General features: G+C 65.2%; 23 protein-coding genes. 11 read left to right on the top strand and 12 right to left on the bottom strand.

Features of this window, described 5'->3' with window-relative positions; translation table 11 throughout:
• Window positions 1–3: 3 nt before the first annotated feature.
• From DFR29_RS03540 to DFR29_RS03495, 10 genes are all read right to left on the bottom strand, one after another.
• Window positions 4–606 (bottom strand): hypothetical protein, encoded by a 603-nt coding sequence (locus tag DFR29_RS03540; protein WP_133817187.1) that lies wholly within the window; start codon window positions 604–606, stop codon window positions 4–6.
• Between the two features lie 20 nt (window positions 607–626).
• Entirely contained in the window at window positions 627–1,883 is a 1,257-nt protein-coding gene (locus DFR29_RS03535) for a pesticin C-terminus-like muramidase (RefSeq protein WP_133817186.1), read from the bottom strand.
• Window positions 1,876–2,286, bottom strand: a complete 411-nt coding sequence (locus tag DFR29_RS03530) for a hypothetical protein (RefSeq protein WP_133817185.1) — start codon at window positions 2,284–2,286, stop codon at window positions 1,876–1,878. Before DFR29_RS03530 ends, DFR29_RS03535 begins: the two co-directional genes overlap by 8 nt.
• Before the next feature lie 24 nt (window positions 2,287–2,310).
• On the bottom strand, window positions 2,311–2,898 hold the full coding sequence (locus tag DFR29_RS03525) for a DUF4123 domain-containing protein (RefSeq protein WP_133817184.1): 588 nt from the start codon (window positions 2,896–2,898) through the stop codon (window positions 2,311–2,313).
• Window positions 2,895–3,230 (bottom strand): PAAR domain-containing protein, encoded by a 336-nt coding sequence (locus tag DFR29_RS03520; protein ID WP_133817183.1) that lies wholly within the window; start codon window positions 3,228–3,230, stop codon window positions 2,895–2,897. Before DFR29_RS03520 ends, DFR29_RS03525 begins: the two co-directional genes overlap by 4 nt.
• Before the next feature lie 48 nt (window positions 3,231–3,278).
• On the bottom strand, window positions 3,279–5,882 hold the full coding sequence (locus tag DFR29_RS03515) for a type VI secretion system Vgr family protein (RefSeq protein WP_133817182.1): 2,604 nt from the start codon (window positions 5,880–5,882) through the stop codon (window positions 3,279–3,281).
• Window positions 5,883–6,460: 578 nt separating this feature from the next.
• Window positions 6,461–7,180 carry a 2OG-Fe(II) oxygenase gene (locus DFR29_RS03510; protein ID WP_133817181.1) on the bottom strand — a complete coding sequence of 240 codons (720 nt, stop codon included), beginning with the start codon at window positions 7,178–7,180 and terminating at the stop codon, window positions 6,461–6,463.
• Between the two features lie 84 nt (window positions 7,181–7,264).
• Entirely contained in the window at window positions 7,265–8,368 is a 1,104-nt protein-coding gene (locus DFR29_RS03505; RefSeq protein ID WP_133817180.1) for a zinc ribbon domain-containing protein, read from the bottom strand.
• 82 nt (window positions 8,369–8,450) lie between these two features.
• Window positions 8,451–9,503: an SPFH and helix-turn-helix domain-containing protein gene (locus tag DFR29_RS03500; RefSeq protein ID WP_133817179.1), complete on the bottom strand. Its 1,053-nt coding sequence runs from the start codon at window positions 9,501–9,503 to the stop codon at window positions 8,451–8,453.
• A 141-nt stretch (window positions 9,504–9,644) separates the two neighbouring features.
• Complete coding sequence (locus tag DFR29_RS03495) at window positions 9,645–10,670, bottom strand: class 1 fructose-bisphosphatase (RefSeq protein ID WP_133817178.1); 1,026 nt, start codon at window positions 10,668–10,670, stop codon at window positions 9,645–9,647.
• Window positions 10,671–10,813: 143 nt separating this feature from the next.
• Here DFR29_RS03495 and DFR29_RS03490 point away from each other — a divergent pair, with 143 nt between their 5' ends.
• The 5 genes from DFR29_RS03490 to DFR29_RS03470 all read left to right on the top strand — a co-directional run bounded on the left by DFR29_RS03490 (window position 10,814) and on the right by DFR29_RS03470 (window position 16,512).
• Window positions 10,814–11,659 (top strand): DUF4097 family beta strand repeat-containing protein, encoded by an 846-nt coding sequence (locus DFR29_RS03490; RefSeq protein WP_166653853.1) that lies wholly within the window; start codon window positions 10,814–10,816, stop codon window positions 11,657–11,659.
• A gap of 230 nt (window positions 11,660–11,889) precedes the next feature.
• A complete protein-coding gene (locus tag DFR29_RS03485) occupies window positions 11,890–14,820 on the top strand; it encodes a fibronectin type III domain-containing protein (RefSeq protein WP_133817176.1) in 2,931 nt (976 codons plus the stop codon).
• Between the two features lie 265 nt (window positions 14,821–15,085).
• Window positions 15,086–15,460, top strand: coding sequence for a VOC family protein (locus DFR29_RS03480; protein WP_133817175.1), 375 nt, complete (start codon window positions 15,086–15,088; stop codon window positions 15,458–15,460).
• Between the two features lie 113 nt (window positions 15,461–15,573).
• Complete coding sequence (locus DFR29_RS03475) at window positions 15,574–15,777, top strand: hypothetical protein (RefSeq protein WP_133817174.1); 204 nt, start codon at window positions 15,574–15,576, stop codon at window positions 15,775–15,777.
• A gap of 45 nt (window positions 15,778–15,822) precedes the next feature.
• Window positions 15,823–16,512, top strand: coding sequence for a helix-turn-helix transcriptional regulator (locus DFR29_RS03470; RefSeq protein WP_133817173.1), 690 nt, complete (start codon window positions 15,823–15,825; stop codon window positions 16,510–16,512).
• A gap of 378 nt (window positions 16,513–16,890) precedes the next feature.
• Here the strand turns inward: DFR29_RS03470 and DFR29_RS03465 are convergent, their stop codons facing one another.
• A complete protein-coding gene (locus DFR29_RS03465) occupies window positions 16,891–18,072 on the bottom strand; it encodes a class I SAM-dependent rRNA methyltransferase (RefSeq protein ID WP_133817172.1) in 1,182 nt (393 codons plus the stop codon).
• 55 nt (window positions 18,073–18,127) lie between these two features.
• Between DFR29_RS03465 and sfsA the strand changes: the two genes are divergently transcribed.
• Window positions 18,128–18,826 (top strand): DNA/RNA nuclease SfsA, encoded by a 699-nt coding sequence (gene sfsA / locus DFR29_RS03460; protein WP_133817171.1) that lies wholly within the window; start codon window positions 18,128–18,130, stop codon window positions 18,824–18,826.
• A gap of 42 nt (window positions 18,827–18,868) precedes the next feature.
• Here sfsA and hemB read toward each other — a convergent pair whose 3' ends face one another.
• Window positions 18,869–19,858: a porphobilinogen synthase gene (gene hemB, locus DFR29_RS03455; RefSeq protein ID WP_133817170.1), complete on the bottom strand. Its 990-nt coding sequence runs from the start codon at window positions 19,856–19,858 to the stop codon at window positions 18,869–18,871.
• A gap of 219 nt (window positions 19,859–20,077) precedes the next feature.
• Between hemB and DFR29_RS03450 the strand changes: the two genes are divergently transcribed.
• The 5 genes from DFR29_RS03450 (at window position 20,078) to DFR29_RS03430 (ending at window position 25,906) form a co-directional block, all read left to right on the top strand.
• Window positions 20,078–22,639, top strand: coding sequence for an EAL domain-containing response regulator (locus tag DFR29_RS03450; RefSeq protein WP_166653852.1), 2,562 nt, complete (start codon window positions 20,078–20,080; stop codon window positions 22,637–22,639).
• A gap of 347 nt (window positions 22,640–22,986) precedes the next feature.
• Window positions 22,987–23,457, top strand: coding sequence for an SPFH domain-containing protein (locus DFR29_RS03445; RefSeq protein ID WP_133817168.1), 471 nt, complete (start codon window positions 22,987–22,989; stop codon window positions 23,455–23,457).
• A 126-nt stretch (window positions 23,458–23,583) separates the two neighbouring features.
• The gene (rsmG, locus tag DFR29_RS03440) at window positions 23,584–24,213 is read left to right on the top strand and encodes a 16S rRNA (guanine(527)-N(7))-methyltransferase RsmG (RefSeq protein ID WP_133817595.1); all 630 of its coding nucleotides are present in this window, start codon (window positions 23,584–23,586) and stop codon (window positions 24,211–24,213) included.
• A 16-nt stretch (window positions 24,214–24,229) separates the two neighbouring features.
• Window positions 24,230–25,024: a ParA family protein gene (locus tag DFR29_RS03435; RefSeq protein WP_133817167.1), complete on the top strand. Its 795-nt coding sequence runs from the start codon at window positions 24,230–24,232 to the stop codon at window positions 25,022–25,024.
• 9 nt (window positions 25,025–25,033) lie between these two features.
• Window positions 25,034–25,906, top strand: coding sequence for a ParB/RepB/Spo0J family partition protein (locus DFR29_RS03430; protein WP_133817166.1), 873 nt, complete (start codon window positions 25,034–25,036; stop codon window positions 25,904–25,906).
• Window positions 25,907–25,950: the final 44 nt, after the last annotated feature.

The following is a 25,950-nucleotide window of genomic DNA, read 5'->3' as shown; positions in this document are numbered from 1 at the left end:
AGTTCACTTCACCCGCTTGAGCACCTGGTCCACTGCGATCACTTCGTCGTCGCTCTTGTTGTACGCCGCGCGGCTGATCAAGGTGTCAGCGTCCTTCAGGTACAGCACGTACGAGGCGCGCGAATCGGTATACGTCAACACGTATACAAAGCCACCCGGCTTGAGGCCGTAGGGCACGAAGTGCTTGTACAGGTCGACGTCGGCCTGAGTTTTCAGGCGTTGTGCGTCAAGGTTGGCTTCGTAGACCAGCGGCGTGCCCGGCGGGCGGTCGTTGTCGTCGGGCGGGCGCGTGCCGTCGATACTGGGACAGCTCAGGCTCCATTGCGGGCGCAGGCAGAAGCTGCGCGGGAAGGGTGCGAACAAAGTGACTTTGTAGTCTTCGCGGCCTGGTCGGTCGGCGCCGGTCTCGCCGTGGAACTCGAACTGCACGCGCTGGCCGGGTTGGAAGATCTCCGGCTGCAGCTGGCGCGCATCGATGCCGTCGATGGCCGGCGTGGACGAGGCCAGCGCGAAGCTGCCGCTGAGCGGATGGGCAGGGAATTTCTCGGCGGCGAAGACGGACATGGCAGTCAAACCCAGCGCGGTGGCAATCGTTGCTCGGATCATGGTTTCGGACTCGCAGTGGCTCAGCCGCCGGGCGGGCGGGCGGGCGGTGCAGCAGGGGCGCCCGGCGCCGACGCGGGTGCGGCGGCAGGGGCCGGTGGCGGAAAGCTGTCTTTCAAGTATTTGTTTTCCTTGGGAATACGGTGCTCGTGGGCGCCGGCGTCGTAATACTGGGTCGACAAGGCGTTGACCGAGTCGGTGTTGTTGCGGTTGCCCATGGCGGTCATCAGGCGCTTGCTGGAGGCGTTGGTCAGGTTGCCGTCCTGGTATTTGCGCGACATCAGTACGGTCTGCTCAGCCTGCGACAATTCGCCGAACTTGGGCGCGTTCGCAATGCCTTTGGTTGCATTGGCGTACTGGGTCTTGGCTTCGCTGAGGTGAGCGCTCTTCATTTCCTTGTCGATCAGCTCGGCTTCGTCCTTGGTGATGGTGAGCGGGTGCGCGCGCAGGTAGCGGCAGGCTTCCGCACGCTTCAGGCCCATGTACGGCGTGAGTTTCTTGATCAGGTCTTCGGAGGCGCCGGCGGCGCGCAGGCGCTTGCCGTATACGGTCGCATCCTGCTGGCCCAGGTCGACGCCGGTGCCGACGGTGACGCCGGATTTGCTGTTGCCGACCAGCGTGGTCTTGCCACCCGCGGTGCTGGTCGAGACGCTGATCGCCCCATCCTTGACGTCGATCTTGTCCGGAAACCAGGGCACATAGCCCTCGGTCGCCTGGCCGCCTTCCCAGTCGGCCAGCGCATTGAAATCGATGTTGCTGCCTTGGGCGGTGTTGATGGCCGACTGCGTGGCCGGCGCCATGCGTACGTTCTTGTCCGGATCGGGGCCGGCACAGTTGCGCTTGCGAATCCGGCCGCAGGGTTTCACCACGCCGTCCTTGATCGCATCCGGGCCGCAGTTCTGCTCGATCTGCTTGACGATCTCGTCCCAGTCTTCGGCCGACAGCGAGTCCTTGAGCTTATCGTTGGTGAGCTTGGCCACGTCCGCATCGGCCTTGGCCTTGGCCGCCTTGGCTTCGTTGGCGGCGGCGCGCTTGGCGCTGGCGTCGGCGGCCTTTTCATCGGCTTTCTGGCGTGCGTCCGCCGCGGCTTCGCCCTTGGCCTTGGCGGCGTCGCTATTGGCTTTCTGCTTCTTCGCGACCAGCTCGGCGGCCTTGGCGGTGCGATCGGCCTGCTTGGCGGCGAGTTCGGCGGCTTTGGCGCTGTTTTCGGCACTGGCGGCGGCGGCGTCGGCCGCGGCTTTGGCCTTTTGCGCCAGCTGCAGCGGCGTCGGATCAGCCATGGGCGCGGGCTTCCGTGGCAAGAGCGGCATGCGCCTGGGCGTGCAGCGTCGTCATGACATGGCCTATCCATTCCAGCGCATGCGCGCTGCCGTAGCGGTAGCTGCAGAAATAGTCGCGCAGGCCGTCGACGAACTCCTGTCCGGCGCCCAGCTGCAGCGCGCGCAATAGTTCAAAGGTGTAGCGAAGCACGATGCGTTTGGCCTTGACTCCCAGCGCGGCGCAGTCGTCGTAGCAGGCGGCGATCCAGGCTTCCAGCAGCGGATCGTCCACACGCGCCACCACTGGCCGGAAGCCGGGCTGCGCCGCCAGCCAACGCTGCTTGATGTCGGCGATATGGTAGTCGCGCTGCTGACGCGCATTCAGCGCGTTCAAGGCACCTATCTGCTCAGTGTCGAATTTCATGGTCCATCCCGGGTAGTCGCTGCATCAGGCCACGGCCGGCAGGTACTGGGCGCGGATATCCAGCGGCCGCTCGCCGAGCAGGTTGCCCATGACCGAATCCTGCGGCCACACCTCGTAGAACGTGTTGAGCGCCGGGTCGACGCAGTAGATGCGGCGCAGCAGGCGGCCGACGAACTGTTCGTGCTGTTCCTGCCGCATCACCGGCAATACCTGGCATATCACGCGAGGATCGTAGAAGCGCCAGTAGGCCTGGCCGCCCTGGGGCAATTCCACTTTGAGAAATTTCTTGAAATGGCGCATCAGTGTTTCCAGGCTGGCATGGCTCTGGAACAGCCAGCCCCAGGCTTCGCGCCAGCCCTGGCCGGCATTGCCGAACCAGACCCGCGCCAGCTCGCCCTGCAGCGGGAACGGTACTATCCAGGCGCCGTAGCGTTCCAGCCGCAGCGCCTCGACGCCGTCGAACAGCGATTCGGCACGCACGCTGGGATGGTTGAGCAAGGCATGCAATTGCGGATGGCGGGCGCAGTCGACCAGGGCGAAGCACGGGCCGGCCTCGGCCTGCAGATGACGGCCGAACCAGCGCGCCAGCGGTTCGGCCGGCTCGCTCGTCATTCCACGGCCTGCACGAAGGCCGAGCCGTCGTCGCTGGCGGACTGCAGGCAGCGTCCCTGCGCGCTCAGGCCGATATGTACGGTCGTGCAGCCACTCTGGATGGCGCCGCCGCAGCCGATCTTGTCGCCGACCCGCGCGGCGGGCTGGCCGCCGATCAGCACGCTGGGTTCGCCTTCGACGATGGGCTCGCTGCTGCTGTTGTGCTGGATCAGGTCGCCCTGTCGCGCTGCCGGCTGGCCGCCGATCAGTACTTTGGCAAATCCCTTGAGCACCACGCCGGCGCCCTTCTTGTGCAGGCCGGCGTCGGTGATGCGTGCGGCGGGCTGGCCCATGCGGCGTCTCCGTCAAAAACAAGTAGAAATAAATAATCGTGCCGTTGTTCAGCCGCCGCTTCTGGAACCTGCGCCGCCCAGGGCACCCAGCGCGCTGGCAGCCACGCCGGCTACGGGCCCGCCGATGCCGACTTGCGCGGCGAGGCCGGCGATCTTGCCCAGGGTGCCGAATACGTTGCCTTCGCCACTGCCGCCGAGCAGCTCGCCCAGCGCGGCCATGGGACCGGCCTGCTCCGCCTCTGGCGCCTGTTGCGGCGGCTCGGGTGGAGGTGGCGCCGCCGGCGCCGCCTGCGAGGCACCGCAGTTGATCTGTACCAGGCCGCCGTCGGCATTGATGGCCTGTGCACCCTGGATCTCGATATGCGTGCCGGACAGGTAGATGCCGCCGTCGCTCTTGAGCACGATCCTGGCCGCGCCGCAGGCCAGCTCCAGATGGTCGCCGACGCTGGTCACCTGCACCTGGCCGACACTGATGCTGTGGCGTTCGCCGACGGTGAGCGTGTCGCTGGTGCCGACCTCGGTGCTGCGCTCCTTGCCGACGCTGCGCGTTTCCTTCTCGCCGACGCTGACATCCAGCGTCTTGCCGACGTTGACGGTTTTCTTGCTGCCGATCTGGCTCGACTGCTGCATGCCGACGACGGTGTTCATCACCATGCCGACATTGAGGCTGTAGGCCATGCCGATATTGCTCATGCGGGCCAGGCCGATGGACTCGATATTCGCCACGCCGATGGTCTCGGTCTTCATGCGACCGACCTTGATCGACCAGTTCTTGCCGATCTTGTCGGTCTCGCTCTTGTCGACGGTCTTGCTGCGGTTCTTGTGCACCGTGACGGTTTCGTTGCCATCGACCGTGCGTGTACGGTTCTGGTGCACGCTGATCGTTTCGTTCTGGTCTACCGTCTCGGTGCGGTTCTTGTGCACCGTGATGGTTTCATTGCCGTCCACCACTTCCGTGCGGTTCTTGTGGATGGTGATGGTCTCGTGGCCGTCGACGGTCTCGGTGCGATTGTTGTGCACCGTGATGGTTTCGTCGTGGTCGACCGTCTCGGTGCGATCGTGCTTCACATGCACGGTTTCGTCGTGGTCGATGGTCTTGGTTCTGTCATGGCCGACCCAGTGCGTCTCGTCGTTCTCGACTTCGATATCCTGGTTCTTTTCCGCATGCAGCCAGACCTGTTCCTCGCCCCTCTTGTCCTCGAAGCGGAACGCGTTGGCGTTCTGCCAGGTCGCACCCATGCTGGAACGCGTGAGGAAGCCCGACTGCGTGGCATTGGCCGGCAGGTTCCACGGATGCGGATTGTTGGTGTTGTAGACGCGGCCGACGATGATGGGCTGGTCCGGATCGCCGTTCAGATGATCGACCAGCACTTCTTGCCCAATGCGCGGAATATGCACGCTGCCAAAGCCGGTGCCGGCCCAGGGATGCGAGACGCGGATCCAGCACGAGGAGTTTTCATCCTTCCTGCCGTAGCGGTCCCAGTGGAACTGTACTTTTACCCGGCCGTGCTCGTCGGTGAAGATTTCCTGCCCGGCGGGGCCGGTGACGACGGCACTTTCCGGGCCCATGGTATGCGGCTTGGGTGTGCGCCGTTCCGGCCGGAACGGCTGGTCGGTAGGGTGGAATTCTGCGGTGATGCCCAGGCGGTGCTCGCTGCTGTCTTGGTTCGCTTCGTAGTCGTTGTCGCTGAAATCGTAGTCGGCACCGACGACGAGATACTCGCGGTTGTAGCCGGCGACGGCATGCCGCTCCAGCGTGAACAGACGGCCCGGGGCCAGGCCGCGCGCACGGCCGGTGCCGTGGCTGCGCTTGTGCCCGGCCTGCAGTTCTTCCAGGCGGGTACGCGCATACGGATCGCCCTCGCCCAGCGTGGGATAGCTGCCGGGATAGTCGAAGATGTCGTAGCTCGCATGCGGATGCGCGGCAGGACCGTTGCGCAGCGTGGTCAGGTCGGCGCTGGGCATGACGAAGTTGTAGTCGCGGGCCGAGTAGCGGCCGCTTTGCACCTGGCCACTGGCGGCCCAGCCGTGCAGGTGGTCCTTGTCGGGTACGGTATGGTCGTGCGGATAGAACGGAATCGTGGCGTAGCCGGGATAGGGACCGGCCAGGCCGATGTCGTCGGTCAGCACCAGGGTGTGCTCGCCGGCGGAATGGTCGAACCAGAACCAGATGCCTTCGTGCTCCAGCAGGCGCTGCACGAAGTTTGCATCGGTTTCGCGGTATTGCACGCAGTAGGTCCAGTTGCGATAGCTGCGCGAGAGCAGCCAGCGCGTCTGGAACGGGTACAGGCCCAGCACCTGCCTGACGATGTCCGGCGTGCTCTGGCCCTGGAAGATGCGGTAGTCGCTGCGCCGCGTGGCGTACCACAGCCAGGGCTTGAGCTGGGCGATATACAGGTACTGCTTGCCACGGCGTCCGGCGGAGCGGAAGTGCACGCATTGGCCGTTCAGGTGCCGGCGCGCGCCGCCTTCGAGTTCGAAATCCACCGTGATCGGCTGGCCGAGCAGGTCATCGGCGGACAGCCCTTTCTCTTCGCTCTTCAGGCTGAGTTGGAAGTCGAACAGCTGCGACAGGCTTTCGCGTCCTTGCAGTCCGTCGAAGCGCAACAGTTCCGGACCCAGCGGCGTGGTGACGTTCAGAGTGCGATTCATGGCGAATCCGTTCGACGCAAAACGATGGACTGGAGCGCGTTCCTGGCGTCAGTGACGCAAGCCCTGCGCGGAAATCGGCGACGCGACTAGGGCCGCAAGCCTAGCAAAGCGCATTGACAAGAATCCATATATGCGCAAAGCGGATTTTTCGGCACCGTTCGATACGCCTGCAGGCTGAGCGGCGCTACCCTGCCGACAATCGCCCGCTGCGCAAATTACGCGTTCTGCAGCGGTGTTTTACGCGAAATGCGTCACGCTTGCTGTCGACAAAAGGGAAAGGGGGAAATGGCGCGCTGGTTCGTCCGCGCGAAGCGGCGGAGCCGGTCGCGCGGTTTTCCCCCGTGCGGCGCGGATGAGCGTAGCGAATTGCGCCGTAGGTTTGTTCCCTGCAAGGCCGGCCAGATACCTCGCGGTGCCATTCGCTACGCTCGTCGCACCCTACGCAAGCGCGGCATCTCGCAAGGGGTGTGACGAACGCAGCGAATGGATGCCGGATGACGGTTGCCTGCCAGGCCAGCCAGATGCCTCGCCGTGCCATTTGCTTTGCTTGTCGCTCCCTGCAAGGGCGCGCGTGGCAGTTATTTCTTCTTCGGTGCCTGGCCTTGGCCGAACAGCACTTCGGCGCGGTTGAACAGGATCCAGCTGGTGGCGATGTACTTGTCGCCGCGCTTGGGTATGTTGCCGCGGTGGGTGTGGGTGAACGCGGTCGGTGCGATCAGCAGCGAACCGGTGCGGGGAACGATCTTGCGCTGCTGGTAGAGGAATTCGGTCTCGCCTTCCTCGAATGCGTCGTTGAGGTAGATCGTCCACAGCACGACGCGGTGCAGGGTCTCGGCATTGTCGTTCTTCGGATACAGCTCGCAATGCCAGTAGGGATAGCCGCCGCGGTCGGCATTGTATTTCTGGATATTGATGGTGCCGGGCCGGAATACCTTCATGATGATGGAGTTGAGCGTGCGCTCTTCCATCGTGGCGACGTCCTCGGCGGTGACTACGCGCAGTTCGCCGGGCTTGTCGCCGGGCACCTTCAGCTGCAGCGGTGCCAGCACGGCATGTGCAAACTTACGCAAGTACAGTTTTAAACCGCCCATCACGACCTGGTTCAGGCGGATCACCGCGTCGTTCCATTCGGCGTGGTCAGTGATGCAGATGTCCCAGCTGTCCTTCATGCTGATGTCGACGCCGCCGCCGGTCTGGCCGCGCACCGGCAGTTTGCTGGCGTCGAAGCGCTGTATCAGCTGTTGGCAGGTTTCGGCGTCGAGCCCGTCTTCGTATACCTCGATGAAATCAGGTTGCATGGCGGTGTCCGCAGGCGATGGGCAGATCGCCGATGATCGGCATTGCCCTGCATCGGCGCAAGAGTGCGGCGAGGCAATATGTGCCTATTGCTGGTCCAGGAAATAGAAGATCACGAGCGCGGCGGCCAGCGCAGCGAGTACGGCGAAGAAAATCTTCACCCAGCTGTACGGGTGCTTGCCGGCAATTTTTCCAGAATAGCCATTGGCCACAATCTGGAAACGGCGCGAACCATAGGTGTAGCTGACCAGCCATACCGGCATCAGCACGTGCTTGAAGGTGCGGCCCTGGTAGCGCGCATCGACCTGCAGGTTGCGCTGGGTATCGCCAGGCACTTCGGCACTGCACAGGGCGCGCACCTGGTTGTTCATGTCGGCGAGGTTCAGCTCGGACGCCTTGCGCAGGTCGACCTGATAGCGTTCCACCGTCCAGCCGCGCACGAATTCCGGCGAGTAGGCCTTGAGATCAGTGATGGTCGGAAATGGTTCTATCTGGCCCAGCAGGGCGGGTTCTACGCCGGCGGTGCCGGGTACGAGTTCGTCGTCGAAGAAATGCGCCAGCTCGCCCGAGGCAGGCACCCAGCGCACGCGCTGTACCTGGCGCTGGCGTATATTGCCCTGCTGGTCGCGGTACGACTCGGTTTCGTAATAGTAGTGGCCGGCGTCGGCGGTCCAGCTTGCCGCGACGTGGGCGTCGAAGGTCCAGTACGGCAGGTAGATGCCGTGCAGGGTATCGGTCAGCGCGGCGCGCTTGAGCTTGTCCGGTGCGAACCAGCGCGTGCCGTACCAGCGCCGGATCAGGTCGCGCACCTGGCCGTCGCTGATCTTGAACGGCAGCAGGCTTTGCGGTGTGATCGCATCGCGCTGAGATTCGTGCGCGATGATCGACGGCGAGCCGCAGAACTCGCAGCGCTGCGCCACCTTGCCGTCGACGAATACCGAGATCGCGTGGCAGCTCTGGCATTGCACTTCGCGCCGCTGCTCGCCCCAGTCGCGGTTCACGGCCGGATCGCGCAGCGCCGCCGCCAGGTCGTTCTCGGCCACGGCCGTGCCGGGATCGGGGGCCTGGGCTTCTGTCCACTTCGATACAGTGCCGCAATAGGGACAAACCAGCGCCTGCCTGGCCGCATTCCACTGCAGGTCGCCGCCGCATTCCGGGCAGGGATGTTTGGCGACCGTCGCGTTGTTCATGCCTTGCCGCCTGTTGCTGAGCAAACCCCACAGCAAACCGCCCCGTGCCCGGGGCGGCCCGAGAATCCGACTGCCACTGCCGTCAGCCGCGCAGGAACTCGTCCAGCGCGCTGCGCGCAATGCGATACGCATTGCCGATCTTGCGTGCCTTCAGCTCGCCTGCCGTGATCGAAGCCATCACGTCTTCGACCGAAACGCCGAGCGCCTGCGCCGCCTGTTCCGGCGTCAGCACATCGATGGTGCCGGTGCCTGCGGCAGCCGGTGCGGCGGCAGCGGGCTGGCCTTGCATACCTTTCATCAGTTCCTGCGCCATGCCGAAGCCGATCGCCATCTGCGCCGGTGCGGCGGCGGCCGCGGCGCCTTCGCCGCCCTGGCCCATGCCGACGCCCATCTGGTATTTCACGTAGTCGTTGAGATTGCCGATCACGCCCATGCTGGAGCGCTTGTCGATGGCCTGCTCCACTTCCGGCGGCACCGAGACGTTTTCCAGCACGAAGCTGGTGATCTCCAAACCGTACTTGCCGCCCATGGCCGGGTTGATGATCGGCAGTAGCGCTTCGCCCATTTCCGAATAGCGCGTGGCGACGTCGAGCGCCGGCACCTGGGCCGTGGCGAGAGCCTCGGTGAATACGCTGACGATGCGTGAACGCATGGTGTCGGCGAATTCGTCCAGGCGGAAATTCTGGTCGGTGCCGGCGACTTCCCTGAGGAACTTGGGTACGTCGACAATGCGGAAATCGAAAGTGCCGAAGGCGCGCAGGCGCACGACGCCGAAATCCTTGTCGCGCATCATCACCGGGTTGGACGTGCCCCACTTGTTGCCGGTGAACAGGCGCGTGTTGACGTAGTAGACGTCGCACTTGAACGGCGAATTGAAGCCGTATTTCCAGCCCAGGATGGTGGACAGGACCGGGATATTCTCGGTGGTCAGCGTGTGCTTGCCCGGGCCGAACGCATCGGCGTACTTGCCGGCGGCGACGAACTGCACCATCTGCGATTCGCGCACGATGAGCTGGGCGCCGTTCTTGATTTCCTTGTCGTCGTCCGGGTAGCGGTAGGACAAGGTGTCGCGCGAGTCATCGGTCCATTCGATGATCTCCAGCAATTCGCTCTTGATGAAATCGAGAATGCTCATGCCGCGCTCCTCCTTAGGCTGGAGCGCCGATTCTAGCCCGCAAACCTGCCCGGTTTGCGACAGCGGCTATGCGGGCCGGCGCAGGCCGCATGGCCGCTGCGCAGCGGTGCTGGCTGGAGCGCAGCGGCCGGGCAATGCGGCTCAGGACTGGCTGTCGTGCTCGCGGTGATAGGCCATCGCCGCATCCACCTCGGCGCTGGAGCCGAGGAATACCGGCACGCGCTGGTGCAGCGCGGTGGGCTGCAGGTCGAGGATGCGCTCGCGTCCGGTGGTGGCCTTGCCGCCGGCCTGCTCGACGATGAAGGCCATGGGATTGGCTTCGTACATCAGGCGCAGCTTGCCGGGCTTGGCCGCGTCTTTCTTGTCCCAGGGATAGATGAAGATGCCGCCGCGGGTGAGGATGCGGTGCACGTCGGCCACCATCGAGGCGACCCAGCGCATGTTGAAATCTTTACCACGCGGGCCCTGCTGGCCGGCCAGCAGATCGTCGATGTAACGCTGCATCGGCGCTTCCCAGTGGCGCTGGTTCGACATGTTGATGGCGAATTCGCGCGTTTCCGCCGGAATCTTCACGTCGCGGCGGGTCAGCACGAAGCTGCCTAGCTCGCGATCCAGGGTGAAGACGTGGGTGCCATGGCCCAGGGTGAGTACCAGCAAGGTGCTGGGGCCGTAGACGGTATAGCCTGCGGCGACCTGGGTAGTGCCGGCCTGGCAGTAGTGCTCGACGCGCGGTTCGGTCACGCCGTCGGGGCAGCGCAGCACCGAGAAAATGGTGCCGACAGAAATGTTCACATCGATATTGGACGAGCCATCCAGCGGATCGAATAGCAGCAGGTAGTTGCCCTTGGGATAGACGTCGGGAATCGGATGCGGATCGTCCATTTCCTCGGACGCGCAGCCGGCCAGGTGGCCGCCCCAGGCATTGGCTTCGAGCAGGATCTCGTTGGACAGGACGTCGAGCTTCTGCTGCGCCTCGCCCTGCACATTGCCGCTGCCGGCCTCTCCCAGCAGGCCGCCCAGGTCGCCCTTGCCGACGGCGATGGAAATGGTCTTGCAGGCGCGCGCGACCACCTCGATCAGCAGGCGCAGGTCGGCATTGATGTGTGGATGGGCGCGCTGTTCCTCGATCAGGAAGCGCATCAGGGAAATGGTTCGGGACGAAGACATGGGAGGGCAAGGCCGCGGCGGGAATGAAACGGCGATTGTCGGGCCAGGACAGGGCCGCGTCCATGTCGGCGCGGCGCTGTCAGTCGGCAGCGGGAAGGCGGAGTGATATGGTCGGAGGATCAGTCTTTTTGCCGAGTCGATTCATGCGCAATGCCCACATCTTTTCCGCCTTCAAGCAGGCCGTCGGCCTGGCGATCCTGTCCTTGCTGTCGGCCTGCAGCCATGTGCCACGGCACAGCGAAGCACCGCCTGTCGCTGACGCCACGCCGCCGCCGTACCAGATCGAGCGCATCAAGCGCGACCTGCAGCTGCCGCCGAATGTGAAGCAGGTGCGCATCCACAATCCCCATGGCAGCGTCGGCATCAAGTCCATCGACAACCGCACGCTCGGCGCCTACGAAGTCGTTCAGCTGATTGGCGCCACGCCGGAAAAACCGGATATCCAGATGCGCCTGGACGGCGATGTCGCCGTGGTCGAGGTCAGTTACGCCTCGGACCGGCGCCACGGCGCCGACACCCTGGTGAACGGTTTCCGCAAGGGCCGTGTCGACCTGGGCATGTTCCTGCCCGAAGGACCGGAACTGCAGGTCACGACGACGTTCGGCGACATACAGGTGCGCCGTATCAATAACGAAGTGGTAGCGCGCACGCGCGACGGCAAGCTGATGGTGGCTGGCGGCGGTTCCATCGATGCCGCAACCGAATCGGGCGACCTGCGCGTGTTCCCCACCAACGCCAAGTGGCGCAAGCCCATGCTGCTGAAGACTGTCAGCGGCAACATCCTGATGGAAGTGCCGATGTACGGCCAGATCCGGCTGGACGCTGAGACCAGCGGCAGCTTCGGCGGCCAGGTCGCGCTGCAGCTGCGCGATGCCGGCAAGGAACGCCAGCACGGCCAGCTCAGCCGTGGCGACGGCAGCCAGCACATCCGCATCGACAGCGATTCGGGCGACATCTACCTGATTCCCCTGAACGCTCCTCCGCACTGAGTACGCCTGCGTTCGGACTTTTAGGCTGATAGTCGATCAGCCTTGGAGCCTATAACCCTCTGTTCTAAAGGACTAGGGCTGTGGTATGAATTCGCGTCGGTCTATAGCCTGAGTTCAGGCAAGGACCGTTGCCAGGCGCGCGGGTTGGTGCAGTGCAGGGGTGCAGTCGTCAGTCGGATACCCGCGCTACCGCGGCGGGGGGCCACTTTTTGGGGTGTCGGGAGGTTTTCGTGAAATTGGTACGCAACAGTCTTTTCTGCGCGCTGGCCCTGGGGCTGGCGGGCGCCGCCACGGCGCAGGCGCCGGCTTACAAGCCGGAAGTTACGCTCGATGCGAACGGCGTACGCGTCGTGCGCGGGGCCGAGATGCTCGGCACCTCCTATCCTGACGTCATCCGCGTCAACATGGCCGATCTGCCGCCGGCACGGGAGTGGAAGCCCGGCGATCCGCTGGTCGAGATTCCGCGCCAGCACTGGGAAAGCAAGCCCAACCAGGCACCGGTGCCGGTCAACCCGACCGACCTGAACGATCCGCTGGTGCCGCTCCAGTTCAACGAGCCGCTGCGCGCGCAGCGCGCTTTCGGTACGCCGAGCATCAACGTCGCCGGCAGCACCTCGCAGGCTTCGCCGCCCGATCCGACCGGTGACGTGGGCACCAGCCACTTCGTGCAGGGCGTCAATGGCAGCGGCGGTAGCGAAATCCGCATCTACCGCAAGAGCGACGGCAGCTTCGTACGCAGTTTCTCGCTGGTATCCCTGGGTGGCACCGGCGCCTGCGCCACCGGCCTGGGCGATCCGATCATCGTGTTCGACGAGCTGGCCAACCGCTGGGTGCTGACGGAATTCTCCAACCAGGCTGGCCGCTCGCTCTGCGTCTATGTCAGCGACACCGACAATCTCGAGGCGGCGACGGTCACCTGGTACAAGTACACCTTTACCATGCCGGCCTTCCCCGACTATCCCAAGTACGGCGTCTGGTCCGATGCCTACTACGTCGGTGCCAACGAAGGCGGCACCTCCGGCCAGCGCCCGCTGTACGCGATGGATCGCGCCAAGATGCTCGCCGGCCTGCCGGCTACGTTCCAGCGCATCACCATTCCGAACCTGACCGGCTTCGGCTTCCAGATGACTACGCCGGCCGACCATGACGGCCGCGACGCGCCGCCGGCTGGCGCGCGAGGCATCTTCCTGCGCCATCGCGACGACGAATCGCACAACGCTGGTTCGAACAACCCGACCCAGGATTTCCTCGAGCTGTACCAGCTGGCGGTCGACTTCACCACGCCGGCGAATACCGCACTGACCGGCCCGCTGCAGATTCCGATCGCCGAGTTCAGTTCCAACCTCAACGGCCTGACCGCGTTCAACGCCTTCCCGCAGCCCGGCGGACAGAAGCTGGACCCGCTGCGCGAGCCGGTGATGAACCGCCTGGCCTACCGCAATTTCGGCAGCTACGAATCGCTGGTCGGCAACATGGTCACCGACATCGACGGCAACGATACCGGCGGCATCCGCTGGTTCGAACTGCGCCGCACCGGCGGCATCGCCCAGCCCTGGACCCTGCATCAGGAAGGCACCTGGGCCGGCGCGGCCGCGCCGCAGGACGGCATCGACCGCTGGATGGCCGGTATTTCCATGGACGAGTCGGGCAACATCGCCCTGGCCTATTCCATGGTGCGGCAGAGCCCGGCCCTGTTCGCCTCGCTGGGTTACGTCGGCCGTGAAGCCGGCGACCCGCTGGGCACCATGACCACGGCGGAAACCACCTTGATCGCCGGCGTGGGCAACCACCCGAACGAGCGCTGGGGCGACTACTTCCAGATGGGCGTGGACCCGGTCGACGGCTGCACCTTCTGGTTCACCGGCGAATACATGCCCTCGACCAGCAAGGGCACGCGCATCGGCGCGTTCCGCTTCGACAATTGCGGCACACCGACCTTCAGCCTCAACGGCAACAACCTGAGCCAGGAAGTCTGTACCGCGGCGGGTACGGCCAGCCTGACGCCGGTCACGCTGAACATCGGCTCGGTCAGCGGCTTCACCAACCCGGTCAGCCTGGCCTTCGCCAATGCCTTGCCGACCGGTTTCAGCGGTGCCTTCGCACCGACGACGGTGACACCGCCGGGCAGCAGCACGCTGAACATGAGCGTGGCCAATACTGCCGCCGCGGGCAGCCAGACCATCGGCATCAACGGCACCAGCGGCGCGACCACGAAGCTGACCAACCTCAATGTCAGCGTCGTCACGGCGGCGCCGGGCGTGCCTGCGCTGACGGCACCGGTCGATAACGCGGTCGGCCAGAGCCTCAGTCCGGTACTGAGCTGGAGCGCCACGGCCCAGGCCAAGAGCTATGTGGTCGAAGTGTCGACCGATCCGGCCTTCGCCACTGTCCAGTTCACCCAGACCGTCTCCGGCGGCGGCACCAGCACCACGGTGACGCCGGCGCTCAGCAGCAACACGCGCTATTACTGGCGGGTGCGCAGCAACAACGTTTGCGGCACCAGCACCAACTCGCCGGTATTCAGCTTCAAGACCGCGCCGGCCCTGGGCGACTGCGACGACACCACCACGCCGGCTACGCTGTTCAGTTCCGACGTGGAAGGCGACGTAAGCGGCTGGGCCACCACCGGCAGCACCGGCGCCTCGACTTGGGCCGTCAGCACCGCGCGGCCGTCCTCGCCGACCAAGTCCTGGCTGGCGATTGACATCGCCACCACCTCGGACCAGCGCCTGATCTCGCCGGCCGTGGTATTGCCGACCGGACAGAACCCGTTGAGCCTGAGCTTCCAGAACGACGTCAACATGGAAGAGCGCACCAGCGGCGGTTGCTGGGACGGCGGCCTGCTGGAAATTTCCTCCGACAACGGCAGCACCTGGACGCAGGCAACCAGCGCCCTGATGAACACGCCTTACACCGGCGCGCTCAACGACGGCCCTGCCAACGGCCTGCAGGCCTGGTGCGGCACCATCGCCTACCGCAAGACCATCGTCGACCTGAATGCCTACGCCGGCCAGACCGTACGCTTCCGCTTCCGAGCCTCCACCGACGGTTCGCAGGGCGATGCACCGCTGGGCTGGTTTGTCGACGACATCAAGGTACAGAGCTGCGTGGCCGGCCAGCCGGACCGGATCTTCGCCAACGGCTTCGAGTCGACACCCTGACCAGCGCGCTCGGCTAGCGGCCGGGAATGGCTGCAACGGGACCGACCGTTCCGCTGCAGCCGCTGCCAGCCACCTGTTCCGAGACTTGGGCCGCCGCAAGGCGGCCCTCTTTTTTTGGGCCAGCGAACAGGCGTGCAGCCGTCACAGAGGGCGGCGAGGCAGTGCCAAAAGCGTATCCGCGAGCGCAGCCTGCTGACACCATGCTGGCAGTGGCCCCGGCGCACCATGGCGGCGTGCAATCGGCACGTCATTCCCTGGAAGCGCCATGTTGAATCCCACCGTTCCGGCCTGGTTTGAAATTCCCACCCTCGATCTGGACCGTGCCCAGACGTTCTACGAAGGCATCCTCGGCACGCCTCTGCGGCGCGAGCCCATGGGCGAGACCGAGCTGGCCGTATTTCCCTCCGGCGGCAAGCCCCATGTCAGCGGCGCGCTGATCCGCCACAGCGAATGCCTGCCGGCGGTGCAAGGCAGCATCGTCTATCTCAGCGTGGACAACCTGACGCCGGTGCTGGACCGCGTCGTCGCCCACGGTGGCGATACCTTGGTGCCCCGCACCGGGCTGCCCGGCGACATGGGCTATTTCGCCCAGTTCCGCGACAGCGAGGGCAACCGCGTCGGCCTCTGGTCGGCAGTCTGACTCAGCCTGGCGCAGCCGCTCCCCAAGGCTGCGCTCGCTTTGCAGCACACGGTTCCCGGCACGGCGGCCGTTACGACAGCCGCCGCTGCCCGCATCTGCGCAAGGAGATACGCATGTTGAATCTGATCATCACGCCGTGGTTTCGCATCCTCGACGCCGAACGCGACGGCGCGGCGGAGCCACGCCAGTCTTTCGCACACGCGGCAGAACCGCGGCGCGGCCGCGCGCAAACGCCCGCATTGCCGGGTGCGCGCTCGGAGTGCGAAATCCCGCGTGCCGAAAGGGCGTTCCTCGCCGCTGTTCCGCGTGCCTGCTGATGCAGCGGCCTGGCGCGAGTGCGGGTGGCACGGCATGCTCGGCTGATGCGCCGCGCAGACCGTCTTTTCCTGATCATCCATGCCTTGCGCGGCCGCCGTACCGCCTTGCCTGCGCGAGGCCTGGCCGACACGCTCGGCGTGTCGCAACGCACCGTCTACCGCGACGTGGCCGACCTGCAGCGTTCCGGTGTGCCGATCGAAGGCGAGGCCGGCATCGGCTATGTGCTGCGCAAGGGCAGCGACATTCCACCGCTCATGTTCCAGCCTGACGAGCTCGAAGCCCTGGTCGTGGGTTCGCGCTTCGTGCAGGCGTTTGCCGGCGAGCGCCTGAGCCGGGCCGCCGACGCGGCCTTGCTGAAGATCAACGCGGTATTGCCGCCGGCGTTACGTGAGCGCAGCGAACGCTCGCGCGTGTTCGCTCCCGACTTCGGCCAGCACGCCGCGATCAAGGCGCATATCGACGACATTCATGGTGCCATCGTGCAGCGGCGCGTGCTCGGGTTGGCCTACGCCGATGAAAAAGGCCAGCCCTCGCAGCGTGAAATCCAGCCGCTATGCCTGGCCTTCTGGGGTGGCGCCTGGACCCTGGGCGCCTGGTGCCGCCTGCGCCGTGACTTCCGCAGTTTTCGGCTAGACCGCATCCTGGCCTGCGACGTGCAGGCGTTGCATTTCGTCGAGACGGCCGATTGCAGCCTGGCCGGTTACCTGAAATCGGTCGGTGCCGAACGAAGCTAGCCGCCGGTCCGATATCGCAGGGCCGATTGCGTAGGGCGCGATGAGCACAGCGAATTGCGCCGCCGGGGCGTCGCGGACATTGGCGTGCAAGCGAAGGATGGGCCGGATCGAAGGCAGTGTTGCCGCGGCGATGGCCAAGCTAGGGAGGACGGTCTGCGGGAAGACCGCGCTGTTGGGGTTCGCCTGTGGCTCATCGCCAACCTACGTGGCCGGGTTCCGGCGGCAAAAAGCCAGAAACCAAAACGCCACCGCCGGGCTCAGGGGGTGCCCGACGGTGGCGCCTTGACAAGGCGATCTCGCCTCGATGAATAAAACTCGGATTCCGGATAGGCAGCGGCTCACGCGCCCCGAAAAAAATTTCGCCGGGCGCGGCGGAATTCAGTCGACGCGGCAGAACACCGCCTTCAGATAACGCGACTCCGGCACGTGCGCCTGCCAGGGATGGTCCGGTCCGGCGCCGCTGACCTTGAGCACCTGCACCGTGCGGTTGGCATAGAACGCGGCACGCCGCAGCATGTCGAGGAACTGCTCTTCGCTGACCAGGCCAGTGCAGGAACAGGTGACCAGGATGCCGCCGGGCCTGACCGCGCCCATGGCCAGCTTGTTCATGTCCAGGTATTTCTTCAGCGCCGGGATTACCTGCTCCCGGTCGCGCGTCATCTTGGCCGGGTCGAGCACGACCACATCGAACTTGTCGGCCCGGCCGCTGGCCACGTCACGCAGCCAGTGGAAGATGTCGGCCTGGACGAAGCGCACCTTGACCTTGTTCAGGCGTGCATTCGATTCGGCCACTTCGAGGATTTCCTCGTCCAGGTCCACACCGACCACTTCCGCCGCGCCGCCCAGGGTCTTGGCGTAGATGGCGAAGCCGCCGGAGTTGCAGCACAGGTCGAGTACGCGCTTGTCCTGGCAGTAGGCGGCCAGGGCGAGGCGGTTGTCGCGCTGGTCGGCGAAGAAGCCGGTCTTGTGCTTGCTGCCCGGCGCGGCGTGGAACTTCACGCCGTGTTCGACGATGACCGTCGGTTTCGGCGTCGGCGGCGTGGAGCAGTCGAAGCTTTCCTGCTTCTGCACGTGGTCTTCGGCGAAGGCGTAGATCTGGCTGTCGGGAAAATGTTCGAGCAGACAGCGCCGGATCAGGTCGCGCTGGCGGAACATGCCGGCAGAGAAGAATTCGATCACCACGGTGTCGGCGAAGCGGTCGACCACCAGGCCGGACAGGCCGTCGCCTTCGGAATGGACGACGCGGTAGGCATCGGTGACAGCATCGAGCTTGAGCACTTCGCGGCGCAGCATCACTGCATGGGCGATCTTGCGCTCGAAGAAGGCAGCGTCGACGGCTTCGTCCGGATCCTGCGTGAGCACACGCAGGGCGATGCGCGAATGGCCGTTGTAGAAACCGCGGCCGGCGAAGCTGCCGTCGCGGTCGTAAATATCGACGATGCTGCCGGGCTTGGGCCGTTCGGCCGGTTTTTCCACCATCTTCTGGAAGATCCAGGGATGGTTGGAACGGCGCTCGATCTTGAGCTGGACTTCGGGATTGGGCGTGGCGGGAGAGTTCATCGGCGCATGATACCAGCCGTCTTGCAAGCGCCCGCGGTGGCCGCAGAATCCCGTCATGCGATTCCCCGACCTGCACCGTGGCGTGCTGCTGGCACGGCGCCAGCGCTTCCTGGCCGAGATCCGCCTGGACGACGGCCGCGACATCCTTGCCCACTGCCCCAACACCGGCCGCATGCTGGGCTATTCGGCGCCGGGCCTGCCGGTCTGGGCCAGCCGGCGCGAACCCGGCGGGCGCTGCGGCTGGACCTGGGAACTGGCCGAACTGGGCCAGACCCTGGTCGGCGTGCATCCGGCCAGGGCCAATGCGCTGGCGCTGGAGGCGATTGCTGCAGGTCGCATACCTGCCCTGGCTGGCTACGACCAGGTTCTGCGCGAAGTGTCGTACGGCCGCGAAGGCAGCCGCATCGACCTGCTGCTGCGTTCGCCCGGGCGGCCCGACTGCTATGTGGAAGTGAAATCGGTAACCGCGGCCGACGAGTTCGGCCTGGGCATCTTTCCCGACGCGGTCAGTGCGCGCGGTCTGCGCCACCTGCGCGAACTGCAGGCTGTCGCTGCCGCCGGTGCGCGGGCGGTGCTGCTGTTCTGCGTGCAGCGCGACGACGTGCTGGCCGTGCGCGCGGCCAGCGAAATCGACCCGGCTTACGCCCGCGGCCTGGCCCAGGCCGGCGCGGCCGGCGTGGAAATCCTGGCTTGGCAATGCGCGATTTCCCCGCGCGAGATCGTCCTGCGCCGGCGCCTGCCGCTGTTGCGCTGAGCGCCGGGGCTCAGCGGCGGCGTATGCGGGGTGCGGCGGCCCTCAGGCCTGGCGTAGCCAGCGTGCCGCGTCCAGTGCGTAATAGCTCAGGATGGCGTCGGCGCCGGCGCGCTTGATGCTGGTCAGTGCTTCCAGCACACAGGCCTGCTCGTTGATCCAGCCGTTCAGGCCGGCAGCCTTGAGCATCGCGTACTCGCCGCTGACCTGGTAGACCAGGGTCGGCACGCCGAACGTGTCTTTCACCCGGCGCACGATGTCCAGATAGGGCAGGCCGGGCTTGACCATGACCATGTCGGCCCCTTCGTCCAGATCCAGCGCGACTTCGCGCAGGGCTTCGTTGGCATTGGCCGGATCCATCTGGTAGGTATATTTGTTGCCTTTGCCAAGATTGCCGGCCGAACCGACGGCGTCGCGGAACGGGCCGTAGAAGCTAGAGGCGTACTTGGCCGAGTAGGCGAGGATGCGTGTATGGATATGGCCGGCGGCTTCCAGCGCCTGGCGTATCGCGCCGACACGGCCGTCCATCATGTCCGACGGCGCCACCACGTCGGCACCAGCCTCGGCGTGCGACACCGCCTGCCTGACCAGTGCGGCGACGGTTTCGTCGTTGACCACATAACCCGAATCGTCGATCAGGCCGTCCTGGCCGTGCGTGGTGAACGGGTCCAGCGCCACGTCGGTGATCACGCCCAGTTCGGGTAGCGCGGCTTTGAGGGCGCGCACGGCGCGCTGGGCCAGTCCTTGCGGATTCCAGGCCTCGGCCGCATCCAGGCTCTTCGCCGCTGCCGGCGTGACCGGAAACAGGGCCAGGGCGGGAATGCCCAGCGCCTGCGCCTCGCGTGCCAGCTCCACCAGCTCGGCAATGCCGACGCGTTCCACGCCCGGCATGGAAGCGATCGCCTCGCGCCCGCTGCCTTCGTGCACGAACACCGGCAGGATCAGGTCGGCTGGCGTCAGCACGGTTTCGCGCATCAGCGCACGGGAAAACGCATCGCGCCGCATGCGCCGTGGGCGGGTGGCGGGAAAGGCCATGGCGGTACTCCGATCGGGCAAAACGACAGCGTGAAAGCGTAGCGTATCGGCTGCGCCATCGCCTTGCCGCGCGACAGCTTGCCGCGGTCATCCCGCTGTAAGGCGGCAGAAATACTTGAAATGACCGGCTTTAGCTGGGCATATTGGGCGGACCGCTGCGGGGGTGCAGTGCGGGCATGAGGCCTGCGCTGCATGCGCGGTTCAGCAGGAAACAACATCTTGTCCGGGATTCTGGTCGTCGAACGCTCTACGACGCTGAGCCATTTGCTCAAGCGTACCCTGGCGGCTGCAAGCCTTGCGGCGCGCAGCGAGCTGGCGACGTACCTGGACACCATCGATCACCTGAAGCATTCGCTCGAGCTGGCCCAGCCCTACGGCATGCTGATCGTCGGCGTTCCCGCGCGGCCGACGCGCGATTGCCTGGCCCTGCTCGATTTCCTCGCCAGCGACGCCCAGCGCACGCTGCCGGTGCTGCTGATGGTGCACGAGCAAAGCGCCGATCTCGACGGCTGGGTACGCCGCCGCGGCAAGGCCGCCATCGTGCTGTGGACCCAGTTCAGCCGCATCCCGGGCGCGCTGACCCAGCTGGAGCCCCGCGCCGAGCAACTGGCCGTGCAGGCCGAGGCGGCTGCCGTGCCGTCGCAGGGTATACGGATACTTTTTGTCGACGATTCGCAAAGTGTACGTTTGGCCTACCAGCAGCTGCTGGAACGCCAGGGCTATTCGGTGGCGACCGCCGGCACGCTGAACGAGGCCGAAGAGAAGGCCTCGCGCGAAAACTACGATCTGGCCATCGTCGACTACTTCCTGCCCGACGGTAACGGCGACGAGCTATGCCGGCGCCTGGCCGGGCTTCCCGGTGCGCCAACCCTGGCCATCATCACCGGCACCTATCGCGAAGACATCATCGTCAAGAGCCTGGATGCCGGTGCTGTCGAATGCATGTTCAAGAACGAGGCCAAGGAGCTGTTCCTGGCCCGGGTCAAGACGCTGTCGCGGCAGATCCAGATGCAGAAGTCGGTCGAATCCGAGCGGCTGCGCCTGGACGGCATCCTCGGTTCGGTCGGCGACGGCGTCTACGGCGTCGACCAGCAGGGCGTCATTACTTTCATCAATCCCACTGGCCTGCGCCTGCTCGGCTATAGCGAAGAGGAAGCGCTGATCGGCAAGTCCGCCCAGGGGCTGATCCATGCCGGTGCCGAGGACAACGGCCACGGCGAAAGCGCCGAGTCGAGCCTGGGCCAGGCCTATACCGCCGGCAGTCCGCTGAAAGGCCACGAGACGGTTTTCTGGCGCCGCGACAAGTCCGGCATGACAGTCGAATGCTCGCTGCTGCCGCTGGCGATCCAGAACCGGCGCCAGGGTTCGGTAGTAGTATTCCGCGACATTTCCGAGCGCAAGAGCGCCGACAGCCTGCGCTGGGAAATGACCCACGACAAACTCACCGGCCTGGTCAACGCGCGCCATTTCACCCACCAGGTGTCGCAGGAACTGCTGCGCCGGCGCGAGGCGGGCGGTTATTCCTCCATTCTCTATATCGACCTGGACCGCTTCAGTGCCATCGTCGATGCCGCCGGCCTGCCGGCGAGCGAGCGACTGCTGGTGGAAATTGCCACGGCGCTGGGCCGGCGCTTGCGCGAGCACGACGTGCTGGCGCGTATCGAAGGCGACCGGCTGGCCCTGATGCTATCGGGCGTGCAGCTGGAAAACCTGTTCCCGCTGGCCGACAGCTATCGCGAACTGCTGCACCAGTGCAAATACGAATCCGGTGGCGTGAGCCGGCCGATCACCGCCTCGATCGGCGTGGCCGTGATCAGCCGCGAGACGCCGTCGGCCGAATACGTGGTCGAACATTCGCGCCTGGCCTGCCGCACAGCCAAGCAGCGCGGCCGCGACCAGACCGAAATCTACGTCGGCGAACACGACGCGCGCATCGCACGGGAAATCGAAGCCGGCTGGACCGAGCGCCTGCGCCAGGCCATGGAGCAGGAACGCATCGTGCTGCTGGTGCAGCCCATCGTGCCGATTGCCGCACTGCCGACCAAGGAGTCGGCCGTGGTGCAGCGCCAGGGCTGGCGCGTCAACGGCTCGGGCACAGCCGGCCAGGAATACCTGTTCGAAATCCTGATCCGCATGGTCGGCAAGGACGGCCAGCTGATCTCGCCTGGCGTCTTCGTGCCACTGGCCGAGCGCGTCGGCATGATGCCCAAGCTCGACCTGTGGGTGCTCAACCGCCTGCTGCGCTATCTGGCCGGCGTGCGCGGCGTGAAGGCGCCTATCGCGTTCCACGTCAACCTGTCCAACATGACCCTGGCCGATCCGGACTCGCTCAAGCTGATCGAAGCGGCCATCCGTACGTCCGGCGTGTCGGCGCGCATGCTGGTCTTCGAGATCACCGAAACCTCCGAGCTGACCAGCCTGCACAGCGCGCGCAAGTTCATTTCCGCGCTGAAGAAACTCGGCTGCCGCTTCGCCCTCGACGATTTCGGCACCGGTTTTTCCAGCTTCACCCACCTGCGCCATCTGCCGGTGGATTTCGTCAAGGTCGAAGGCAGCTTCGTGCAGGGCATGCCCGGTAGCGAGCTGGACCGGAAAATGGTCGGTTCCATCACCCAGTTGGCGCAGTCGCTCAAGCTGCGCGTGATCGGCGAACACGTCGACAGTTTCACCACGCTGGAAGCGCTGCGTGTTTCCGGCGCCGACTATGCCCAGGGCAATTACCTGGGCGAGCCTCGCTCGTTGCGCAGCGTCGATTTTGCGGCACTGTTTCCCCACGGCTGACGGCGACGCAGCCGCACGTTTTTGCGTCTGGCCGCCGCCGGAGCGCTGCCTGGTGACCCCTTCCGCCTAGGCCCGGAGTTCGCTTTTGCAGGCAGATTGCGTCGTCGACGCTGCCTTGGCGTTGGGGGGCATTGGCCACTGGCTGCGTCATACCTGGGTCATGCCGCAGGCACGACAGTGGCTGATCTACAAACTGTGATCCAGGTCCGTGACTTCCGCGATCCTGTTCAGCGACAGTTTTATCGCGTTAAGGAATAATTAAGTCGCAATTTATCATCAGACTGGATGACGTATCTGGTCGGGGACTTAGGAATATCTCTTAACCTCTTGAAAAAGAGGTGTTTTTTATGTCACAAAACATACTACTACTGATTCTTTGCGCAACCGTCGTATTTGCTTTTCTGTCGGTCAAGCGCATTCCTGAAGGCACGGTCTACACCTTGCGCCGGTTCAACGGGCAGGCGCGCACGCTTCAGTCCGGTACGCATTGGGTCTGGCCGCTGCTCGAACGCGTAGTCCATCGCATTTCACTTACGGGCCACGTGTTGCCGCTGGACGAACTGTTTCCGCTCGCCACCGGCAGTGCCCGCCTCAGCGGCAAGATCTTCTGGCAAGTAATCGATGCTGCCCGCGCCGATGCGCTGATCGACCGGGCCGACGAACTGATCCGCGCCCGCGCTCTGAACGCCACCCGCGCCATCGACAATCCTGCCGAAGAAGTGGGCGACCAGCGCAATAGCCGCCTCAAGAGCGTCCTCAACGAAAGCCTGCGCGAGCTGGGCATCGTCGTCACCCGGGTTCAGGTCAGTCTCGCCTGAATCTCCTCCCCAGCCTGACAGGGCAAGCGAAAAGACCCGCCCCGGCGGGTCTTTTCATGTCTTGACTGGATTTTACTCAGCGTGGCCCGGATACTTGCCGGCCTTTTCGACATGGACGGCCCGGCGATGGCGGAACGGGATCGGCTACTGCATCGCCTTGACGAGGGCCTGGCAGCCCTGGGGCTGGACCTGCCCGACAGCGTGCGTGGCCGACTGATCGACTATGTCGAGCTGCTGGCACGCTGGAACTCGGCCTACAACCTGACGGCAGTGCGCGACCCTGGCGAAATGGTGGCGCGGCATCTGCTCGATTCGCTCGCCATTGCCGCCCATGTCAGCGGCGCCAGTCTGGCGGACCTGGGTACCGGCGCCGGTCTGCCCGGCATTCCGCTGGCGCTGTTGCAGCCGGAACGCCAGTTCACCCTGGTCGATTCCAACGGCAAGAAAGCACGCTTCCTGCGCGAAGCCGTGCGTTCGCTGAAGCTGGCGAATGTGCGGGTGTTCGAAGGCCGCGTGCAGGATGTGCCGGGACAATTCGATTGCATCACCGCCCGCGCTTTCGCCACGCTGGCGGACATGTTGAACTGGGCCGGTGGTCTGCTGGCCGACGGCGGCAGCTGGCTGGCGATGAAAGGCAAGCTGCAAGACGAGGAAATCGCCGCATTGCCGGCGGGTTTCCGCATCGAACAGACGCTGGCGCTGGCCGTGCCCCGCACCGTCGGCGAACGCCATCTCATTGTTATACGCAAGGCTTGATCAACCGGTTCTCCCCATGACGCGCATCATTGCCATCACCAATCAGAAGGGCGGAGTCGGCAAGACGACTACCGCGGTCAATCTCGCCGCCGCCCTGGCCGAGACCCGGCGCAAGATCCTGCTGGTCGACCTCGATCCGCAAGGCAATGCCACCATGGCCTCGGGTGTCGACAAGCGTTCGGCCAAACCGAACGGCTATGAGGTGCTGCTGGACGAGGTGCCGATCGAGCGCGCCATCATCACCACCGAGGCCGGTTTCGACCTGTTGCCCGGCAGTTCCGACCTTACCGCGGCCGAACTCAAGCTGATGGATGCGCTGGCGCGCGAAAGCCGGCTCAAGGAACAGCTGGCCAAGCTCGGCGACGCCTATCACACCATTCTCATCGACTGCCCGCCTACCCTGCACCTGCTCACCATCAACGCGCTCAGCGCCGCGCATGGCGTGCTGATTCCGGTGCAGTGCGAGTATTTCGCGCTGGAGGGCCTGGCCAGCCTGCGCGAAACCATCGAAGCGGTACGCCGCCGCCTCAACCCGCGTCTGGAAATCGACGGCCTGTTGCGCACCATGTACGACGTGCGCAACAACCTGGCCAACGAAGTGTCGGCCCAGCTCACCAAACATTTCGGCGACAAGGTGCTGCGCTCGATCATTCCGCGCAATATCCGCCTGGCCGAGGCGCCCAGCCACGGCAAACCGATCAACCTGTACGACCGCGAGTCGCGCGGCGCCATTGCCTATCTGGGCCTGGCCGGCGAGATGCTGCGGTTGGAACGCGGGGCCGCTGCGGCGGCCGCTGCACAGCATCACTGAGGATTCACCATGTCGGCAGCAAAGAAACGGGGACTGGGGCGTGGCCTGGATGCACTGCTGGGCAGCCTGGAACCGGAAACCGCGGAAGCGGCCGAACTGCATAACGCGCTGCACCAGATTCCGGTCGGCAAGATCTTTCCGGGCAAATACCAGCCCCGCCAGGCCATGGACCCGGAACGCCTGGAAGAACTGGCGGCCTCGATCCGTGCCCAGGGCGTGATCGAACCCATCGTGGTGCGGGCCTCCGGCGACCGTTACGAGCTGATTGCCGGCGAACGCCGCTGGCGCGCCACCCAGCTGGCCGGCCTGGCGGAAATTCCGGCCCTGGTACGCGATGTCGACGACCGTGCCGTGGTCGCCATTGCCCTGATCGAGAACATCCAGCGCGAGGAACTCACGCCGCTGGAAGAGTCCCAGGCGCTCAAGCGCCTGATCGACGAATTCGACCTTACCCATCAGCAGGTGGCCGATGCGGTCGGCCGCTCCCGCGCCGCCGTCTCGAACCTGTTGCGACTGATGGAGCTGCCGGCCGAAATCAAGCAGCTGCTGGAACACAAGCGCCTGGACATGGGCCATGCCCGCGCTCTGCTCACCCTGCCCGAATCGCTGGCGATCGGCCTGGCGCGCCAGGCTGCCGAGCACGGCTGGTCGGTACGCGAGCTGGAAGAGGCGGCGCGTGCCGCCCAGAGCGAACCCAAGGCGCTGGCCGCAAAGCCGGCCCTGCCGCCGCGTGATCCGAACGTGGAATCGCTGGAGCGCGACCTGTCCGAGCGCATCGGTGCCCGCGTCGCCATCACCCATAGCCGCAACGGCCGCGGCAAACTGACCATCCGCTACCACAGCCTGGAAGAGCTGGACGGTATCCTGGCGCGTATCAAATAGACGGCAGGTGCCGGACCGGCGCTGCCCGCGCCGGCGAAAATATC

It is taken from the genome of Tahibacter aquaticus (assembly GCF_004363655.1).
GTDB lineage: Bacteria > Pseudomonadota > Gammaproteobacteria > Xanthomonadales > Rhodanobacteraceae > Tahibacter > Tahibacter aquaticus.
The sequence above is the reverse complement of the archived record's forward strand: the minus strand, read 5'-3'. Positions and strand labels throughout refer to the sequence as shown.

Bases quoted from the DNA above. Each gene is read 5' to 3' on its own strand.
- DFR29_RS03540 (WP_133817187.1), bottom strand. From the start codon at position 606: ATGATCCGAGCAACGATTGCCACCGCGCTGGGTTTGACTGCCATGTCC.
- DFR29_RS03535 (WP_133817186.1), bottom strand. From the start codon at position 1,883: ATGGCTGATCCGACGCCGCTGCAGCTGGCGCAAAAGGCCAAAGCCGCG.
- DFR29_RS03530 (WP_133817185.1), bottom strand. From the start codon at position 2,286: ATGAAATTCGACACTGAGCAGATAGGTGCCTTGAACGCGCTGAATGCG.
- DFR29_RS03525 (WP_133817184.1), bottom strand. From the start codon at position 2,898: ATGACGAGCGAGCCGGCCGAACCGCTGGCGCGCTGGTTCGGCCGTCAT.
- DFR29_RS03520 (WP_133817183.1), bottom strand. From the start codon at position 3,230: ATGGGCCAGCCCGCCGCACGCATCACCGACGCCGGCCTGCACAAGAAG.
- DFR29_RS03515 (WP_133817182.1), bottom strand. From the start codon at position 5,882: ATGAATCGCACTCTGAACGTCACCACGCCGCTGGGTCCGGAACTGTTG.
- DFR29_RS03510 (WP_133817181.1), bottom strand. From the start codon at position 7,180: ATGCAACCTGATTTCATCGAGGTATACGAAGACGGGCTCGACGCCGAA.
- DFR29_RS03505 (WP_133817180.1), bottom strand. From the start codon at position 8,368: ATGAACAACGCGACGGTCGCCAAACATCCCTGCCCGGAATGCGGCGGC.
- DFR29_RS03500 (WP_133817179.1), bottom strand. From the start codon at position 9,503: ATGAGCATTCTCGATTTCATCAAGAGCGAATTGCTGGAGATCATCGAA.
- DFR29_RS03495 (WP_133817178.1), bottom strand. From the start codon at position 10,670: ATGTCTTCGTCCCGAACCATTTCCCTGATGCGCTTCCTGATCGAGGAA.
- DFR29_RS03490 (WP_166653853.1), top strand. From the start codon at position 10,814: ATGCGCAATGCCCACATCTTTTCCGCCTTCAAGCAGGCCGTCGGCCTG.
- DFR29_RS03480 (WP_133817175.1), top strand. From the start codon at position 15,086: ATGTTGAATCCCACCGTTCCGGCCTGGTTTGAAATTCCCACCCTCGAT.
- DFR29_RS03475 (WP_133817174.1), top strand. From the start codon at position 15,574: ATGTTGAATCTGATCATCACGCCGTGGTTTCGCATCCTCGACGCCGAA.
- DFR29_RS03470 (WP_133817173.1), top strand. From the start codon at position 15,823: ATGCGCCGCGCAGACCGTCTTTTCCTGATCATCCATGCCTTGCGCGGC.
- DFR29_RS03465 (WP_133817172.1), bottom strand. From the start codon at position 18,072: ATGAACTCTCCCGCCACGCCCAATCCCGAAGTCCAGCTCAAGATCGAG.
- sfsA (WP_133817171.1), top strand. From the start codon at position 18,128: ATGCGATTCCCCGACCTGCACCGTGGCGTGCTGCTGGCACGGCGCCAG.
- hemB (WP_133817170.1), bottom strand. From the start codon at position 19,858: ATGGCCTTTCCCGCCACCCGCCCACGGCGCATGCGGCGCGATGCGTTT.
- DFR29_RS03445 (WP_133817168.1), top strand. From the start codon at position 22,987: ATGTCACAAAACATACTACTACTGATTCTTTGCGCAACCGTCGTATTT.
- rsmG (WP_133817595.1), top strand. From the start codon at position 23,584: ATGGCGGAACGGGATCGGCTACTGCATCGCCTTGACGAGGGCCTGGCA.
- DFR29_RS03435 (WP_133817167.1), top strand. From the start codon at position 24,230: ATGACGCGCATCATTGCCATCACCAATCAGAAGGGCGGAGTCGGCAAG.
- DFR29_RS03430 (WP_133817166.1), top strand. From the start codon at position 25,034: ATGTCGGCAGCAAAGAAACGGGGACTGGGGCGTGGCCTGGATGCACTG.